The organism is Vibrio sp. 1751 (genome assembly GCF_033339895.1).
Classification (GTDB): domain Bacteria; phylum Pseudomonadota; class Gammaproteobacteria; order Enterobacterales; family Vibrionaceae; genus Vibrio; species Vibrio alginolyticus.
On record NZ_JAWOVM010000039.1, the window covers coordinates 36,491 to 42,922 of the forward strand.

Genomic DNA, 6,432 nt, shown 5'->3' on the forward strand with positions numbered 1-6,432 from the left:
GTCGCTGAACACGAACATTAAGGTCATGAAAATATGCTGCTAGCAACTGCAAGCATCGGTCGTAAACTTTTGTTGTCTTTCATTGCGATGGCAATACTGGTCATGTTATCGGCACTTATTGGTGTGTCTGGATTTTCTTTGGTTGCCAAAACCGAAAGAAATGTCGTGGATTCTGCGATTCCCGCCATGATTGAGGCGAGGCAAGTCTCTGAGTTGAGTACTCGTATTATTTCGTCTGTACAAATGTTGTCGAACGCAAGAAACGAGCAGGAAAGAAAGGAGTCAGGGCGAGTGCTGTTCGAACAGCTCGAGTCTTTACTCACTCACATCAAGGAGCTCGGGAGTGAGTCGTTCGATTCTCAATTGTTAGAAGCTTTAGAGAATAACGTCCAGAACGTTATCGACAATTTGGCAGAACTCGGTGTTTCGGTTGAAAAAAAGCTGTGGCTTGCAAAAGAGATAGATACTCGTGTTGAAGAAATGCGTCTGCTCAGTGAAGAGCTAGAACAACTAACTCGTACGCAAGTTCAGAATACAAGCACCATTGCTGTTGCTAACGTCACGCATATTTATGACTTATTAGAATCGAATAAAAAATCGCAAGTTTATCAGGCGCTAGATGCACTGGTGGAGGTCGATCTTGATCTGACTGAGCGATTGCATGAACTGCACTTGTTGGCCTTTAAAATGTTGAATCAGATTGAAGAGGCTCGGACATTAACGAATATTGAGCGAATTCAACAGGTTCAAAGTGATTTCGATAGCAACCTCAAAATCATGCAACGCCGTGTACTCGCTGTGGAAGATCCTACGCGCTCTAAGCAAATGAGCCAACTGCTCATAGAGCTTGGTAAGCGTCAGGTCGTATTTTCTATACTGATGCAGCAATACGAGAATAACGAACAGTCACAACAACTGATGCAAAAGACATTAGAGTTGTTCTCAGAGCTTAATGGCACGGTCAACAAATTGGTTGATGATTCAAACAAAACCACTACCGTCGCTGTAGACCAATTGACCAGCACACTGAAATTCGCTCAGTGGTCTTTAACCGTTATTTCAATTGTTGGTTTGATTGTATTGGTGCTGATTTTATGGCGTGTGGTGTACCTTTCTGTTGTGAAGCGGTTAGCTGAATATTCCGCTGCGTTGCTGTCTGTGGCGCAGGGTAACTTAGCGGTTGAGTTGGAAGTGAAAGGCAAAGATGAGTTGGCGCATATGGGGCAGGCCATCATCACGGCTCGTAATACCGCGCAAGCACTAAAAGTGGTAGCAGAGGGTGAAGCTCAAGCCAAGCGAGAGCTTGAGGAGCATAAAGAGCATTTAGAAGAGCTCGTTGAGCAGCGCACTTCGCAGTTAAAACAAGCAAACCGCCGTTTGAATGAAGAGGTTTTGAATCACGCTAAAGCTCGCAAGCAAGCAGAGCAAGCGAGCCGAGCAAAATCGGCATTCTTGGCGACGATGAGCCATGAGATAAGAACGCCAATGAACGGAGTGTTGGGGACAGCACGCTTGTTGATTGACTCAGGCCTCAACCCAATTCAAAAGCGTTATGCGGAAATCATTAATCGTAGTGGTAAAACGTTGCTCGCGATCCTTAATGATGTACTGGATTACTCCAAGATTGAAGCGGGGCATTTAGAAATTCGTCACATGGGCTTTGATTTACACCAAATGGTGGAGGACACTTTCCAGTTAATGAACAGTCGAGCACAAGAGAAGAAGCTGCTGTTCTCCTACCATATTGAAAGTGATGTTAGTCGCTACTGGAAAGGGGATGTCACCAGAATCAGTCAGGTGCTGAACAATCTTGTTGGTAACGCGATTAAGTTCACTGACGAAGGAGAAATTGATATCTACGTTAGCCTGAACCCAGAGGACGAGTCGCAAGTCCTATTTGAAGTATCAGACACTGGAATAGGAATTGCCAAAAAATACCAGAGAACGTTGTTTGATGCCTTCACGCAAGCTGAAGGTGGGATGAGCCAAACTGGAGGCACGGGGCTTGGACTTGCTATCAGTAAGCGAATCATTGAAGCGATGGGCGGTGTTTTAGAAGTCGATTCCGAAGAGGGAAATGGTAGCCGATTCTGGTTCTCTATTCCGTTAGAGGAAAGCGAACCTGTTGAAACAGGAACCGTGGCAACCGCACGTTGCAAAGTGAAAGCAAAGGTCTTGCTGGTAGAAGATAATGAAGTCAACCGAGTGGTCGCGGAAGGTTTTCTAGAAAGCATGGGGCATCAAGTCGTGATGGCAGAAAACGGCTCACAAGCAGAGCAACTGATCAGCACACAAGATTTTGATATCGCTTTGGTCGACATCAACCTCCCTGATTGTGATGGAACTGAGTTGATCCAACGCTTAAAGCGGATTGAGTGTGATAAGCCGGCCAATAAAGCGCTTGCCGTCACGCCAATGATTGCAGTGTCTGCGCACGTTTTTGCGGAAGAAGTTGAGCGCTATCTAGCCGCTGGTTTTGACGGATACTTGCCTAAGCCATTGGCAAAAGAGGCACTCGCGGCATTGATTCAGGATGCGCTAGACGGAAAGCCGTTGTTGTTGCCACAAAATGCCGACTGTACCCCGTTTGATCAAATTTCGCCTCAAGAACAAGAGCTACAATTAAAGGTCGTTCAAGCACCTAAAACAAAGGAACCCGATGTGGTTATCATTAATCCGAGCGTGATTGAGTCCGATATGAAAATCTTGGGCAGAGATAAGATGTTGCACATTATTAATCTGTTTAGAGCCACCAGCACCGATGTATTAAGCAAGCTGCAAGCGTCTGCTGAGGACAATGATAGTAAAGAAGTAAAGAACCTTGCCCATAAATTAAAGGGCAGTGCAGGAAGTTTAGGACTAACTGCGCTAATGAACGCTTGCCAAGCAATTGAAGCCGCGCCTCAACCTCTAGATACCTATAATGCGACTAAAGATGATTTAGTTTCTCAAGTGTCTGCATCAATTCAAGCTCTGGATGAGTTAATGGCGAAGTAATCCATCGAGCATTGAAAATAAAAAAACCTCCGGCTTTCCGGAGGTTTTTTCTATTCGGTCATGTCATCTTCCCACTCGAATCGAGTGTCTAGGGCATAAGGGTCATCATCAAAAGGATGTTCCACTTTGCCACGTAAGTATTCGAGTTGATGCTCAAGCATATTGACCGTTTCGTAGTCTCCCTCAGAACAAGCAACGTAAATCTGTTGTTCAAGAGCGGCAATGTTATCTCGGATACCCATGAGAACCCCCTTAAATCATCATCGATTCTCAAAACGATTATAGTCAAGTAATCCAAATTCGATCGGTTGTTTTGTACGGTACCAATTGTGTAAACGATCGCTAAATGACCAGAATTTTTCTGAGCTTCTACGAATCGCAAAATTATCCAATAACTTAACGTAATCGGACTCGTTTTGGATGGCACTAAATTGATCGACAAAATCTTTTACTTGGTTTTCGTTGATCGAGAAAAATGCCGCAGGGTAGCTTCCCACAACGCCGCGTACAATGGTCATATCATCGTTAGCAAAGTCACGGTTACTTTCTTCATCAAACAAGCTAGAGATGTTTGTGTGTGCATTGTTGTGAAGTAAGGTGAACAGTTCATCTTCCCCTGATTGACTTCTCACCATAAGCATAGTGATTTGCGGAACGGTTTTTAGGCCTTCACCACGAACGTGGTCAATACGTTTTAGTTGCTTTTCACTACTCGCAGAAAGAGCCGTGTCTTGAATTTCGTAGCGAGGCAGAAGCACATCTGAAACATGTTCGCTCAACAACTCCACCAACTCCGTTTTTGGATCGTCACTCTTATACTGAACGCTGGTTGGTTGGTTAAACGGCTTCACATTTCGTTGTAAAAAGTCACTCAACTGCGGGCTTTGATCTTTATACCAGCTAGATTGAAGTTCATGGCGCATATCGGCGGGTAACAACGAGATAAAGTTACTTTCGCCTTCTAGACGCAAGAAGTCCATAAACATTCGTGTCATGAGCTGATGGCCGAAGTTACCGTAAACGTCAAACCCAGCAACAAGCAAATAGTGGATACGCTCTAGTAGCGCGTAGTCAAGAATCCACACTGTTTTAGGCTGCTCACCAACTAACCCTTGAACAACAGAAGCACTATCAAAATGGCGGAATATCGTTAATGCCGCATTATGGTTGGTGCCATTACCATCCCAAATTACATCGGTGGATAGGTTTTCACCTTCTTTAAACCAGTTATTAGTGAACTCAGATTTAGCCTCTAGGTAGCGAGCTTGTTGACGCGCGTACTTGACCCAGTTGGTAACAGGTAGCGTGTTACTTTCTTGCTCTGCCGGTAGTTTTAGATTATCAGCCTGAGATCGGTAAAACTCATTTACTTCTGGGATGTCTGCTTTATCTGGATCAAGGAAAAACACCCAAAAGCGATCATTGATAACATTCAATGCCAGTTGGCCACGACAAACTGGGCCTTTGATGTATGCCATTATTGTATTTTGTGCATTATCTAGCATGAACTTAAAGCGCGACTTCACTGGAAGGTCGATGAATGATGTCATCGGGTTTGCAGCAACTTCTGGTTCATAACTCGGTAGCTGACTAACCATGTAATCAGCATCAATAAACCAAGTTTTCCAGTTCTCTATGCGTTGCTTGTTTAACGCGAATGGCATGTGAGTTTTATCTACTATGGTCCCTTGCTCTGGAATAATTCGATAAAACACACGTTCAACCCCTGGATCATCGTACGGGCGACGCGTTGAAATACGTTTGACGGGCTGTCCTGGTGGTGTAGCAGAGCGGACGAGCGTGAAGAATCGGGGATCTTCATCGAGTTCCGAAAAGTAGAGATGAGATAAAAACAAATGCTCATATATATACCTAGCCATCAGCTGATTTTTCAAATCAGAGTGGTTAAGTAATGCTTCGTACTTATCTATTTGCGCTTGCTCTTTCTCACTAACAGGTCGGTGAACGTTCATTATTGCGCCGTTTTCCAACCAAGTCATGAGTGTGTGGTATTCACTGTTTGATAGGTTTGGCATACCAAAAGGCATTCCCCAGGTCGGGTTATCCTTTTCGTATTGCTCGTATTCTTCAATCGTTGGACAGGTTTGCTCTCGGTCTATCGAAAAGTCAAAGCCTTCTAACTGGACTTGGTCAGGCAATGGGTGGCGCTCTTTTTGTTGTAGCAAACGTGCGATAAGGCCTGCATCAATGTTGGCTGCCATGCTTTGATCACGTTCGTTGAGAACCGGATGAAAACCCGCATCGCGCCACTCTTGGGTTGTTTCTGCATCTTCGAATAAGCGTGTTGGTGCTGCGGCTGTGAGTCTTGTTCCTTCATATACCAGTGCTTTACTCGCACCACGGTCAATGCCCTCAACAGAAGAGAGCTTAAGTTGACATGGTGCATCGTAGCACGCGTGGCAGACGACACAGCGGTTATCCATAATGGGTTTAACTTCGCTTTGGAAGAAGTTTGCTTGAGGGGTTTCCACGTCAACTGTGCGTTCACGCACGAGCTGTGGACCAAACAGTTGGTCATAGTTAAGACCAGCATAGGTTGCACAGCCGGCAAACAAAGTAGCAATGCAAAGTGTAAAAATTAAGCGCAAATTCATTGAGTTATTTTACGTGATTCGAATTTGCATTAATTAAAGCAAAATAAGCGGTCAATTACCAAAAGTTGGGCCAATTAGCGTTAATTTTTCTGTTGATTGTCTGAGCGCTTGAAAATGTAACCCTGGCGGTGGACTGTCTGAATTCTGTCTGTTGGAACGCCTTCGTGAACTAGACGCTTTCTCATTCTGCTCATGTGCATATCGAGTGCTCGATCATGTTCAGTAAATTCACGTTTTAGTACTGTTTCGTAAAGAAAATGCTTACTAAGTACTTGATCTTGATGGTGAGTGAGAGTTTGCAGCAGCTTAAATTGAATGCTTGTTAACTGAACAGATTTCTTGTTTGGCAAGTAATTGAGTACCACAGAGTGAGTGCGCTTATCTAGTAATAGCTCCTCATCATTATGGTGAACGCCGTTGTGTTGGCATTGGTAAGTTTTTCCATTTGAAACCTTGGAGTCAAGCACGCGGGCACCTTAATTATTAATGGTAGTAAAACGTATTATCATTAATAATTATATAAAAGCAATCAGGTACTTTATGGGCACTGTGATATGCGTAGACAATCTTAATATTTGAGATTAACAGTAGTGATGAATGGTGCGATGGCGCTCTGAACTAAAGTGCTATTGGAGTGCGTATTAGCTACAAATAACGGTGTAATGTTAGGCGAAGATAGAAAGAATTCTCATTTAGTAAATTCGCTTATCCGCTATTTGTGAACTATACATTCTGTTGCAGGAAGCACTTTTCTAATACACACAGAGGTTTATATGACAGCGAAATATGGCGTTAAACGCCGATTAGCGATTCTTGCCGC

The 6,432-nt window shown here is 44.0% G+C and carries 4 protein-coding genes; 1 reads left to right on the forward strand and 3 read right to left on the reverse strand.

The genetic code is table 11. The features are described 5' to 3' along the window. Window positions 1-33: 33 nt before the first annotated feature. Window positions 34-2,997, forward strand: coding sequence for a TMAO reductase system sensor histidine kinase/response regulator TorS (gene torS, locus R7041_RS13615; protein WP_064369292.1), 2,964 nt, complete (start codon window positions 34-36; stop codon window positions 2,995-2,997). Window positions 2,998-3,047: 50 nt separating this feature from the next. On the opposite strand, the gene R7041_RS13620 is transcribed toward torS, so the two are convergent. From R7041_RS13620 to R7041_RS13630, 3 genes are all read right to left on the reverse strand, one after another. Next, window positions 3,048-3,239: a hypothetical protein gene (locus tag R7041_RS13620; protein WP_005376565.1), complete on the reverse strand. Its 192-nt coding sequence runs from the start codon at window positions 3,237-3,239 to the stop codon at window positions 3,048-3,050. Window positions 3,240-3,257: 18 nt separating this feature from the next. Continuing rightward, window positions 3,258-5,612 (reverse strand): fatty acid cis/trans isomerase, encoded by a 2,355-nt coding sequence (locus R7041_RS13625; protein ID WP_017635366.1) that lies wholly within the window; start codon window positions 5,610-5,612, stop codon window positions 3,258-3,260. Between the two features lie 80 nt (window positions 5,613-5,692). Next, window positions 5,693-6,079, reverse strand: coding sequence for a winged helix-turn-helix domain-containing protein (locus R7041_RS13630; protein WP_017635365.1), 387 nt, complete (start codon window positions 6,077-6,079; stop codon window positions 5,693-5,695). Window positions 6,080-6,432: the final 353 nt, after the last annotated feature.

Excerpts from the sequence above, each read along its gene's own strand:
- R7041_RS13620 (WP_005376565.1), bottom strand. The coding sequence starts at position 3,239 with ATGGGTATCCGAGATAACATTGCCGCTCTTGAACAACAGATTTACGTT.
- R7041_RS13625 (WP_017635366.1), bottom strand. The coding sequence starts at position 5,612 with ATGAATTTGCGCTTAATTTTTACACTTTGCATTGCTACTTTGTTTGCC.
- torS (WP_064369292.1), top strand. The coding sequence starts at position 34 with ATGCTGCTAGCAACTGCAAGCATCGGTCGTAAACTTTTGTTGTCTTTC.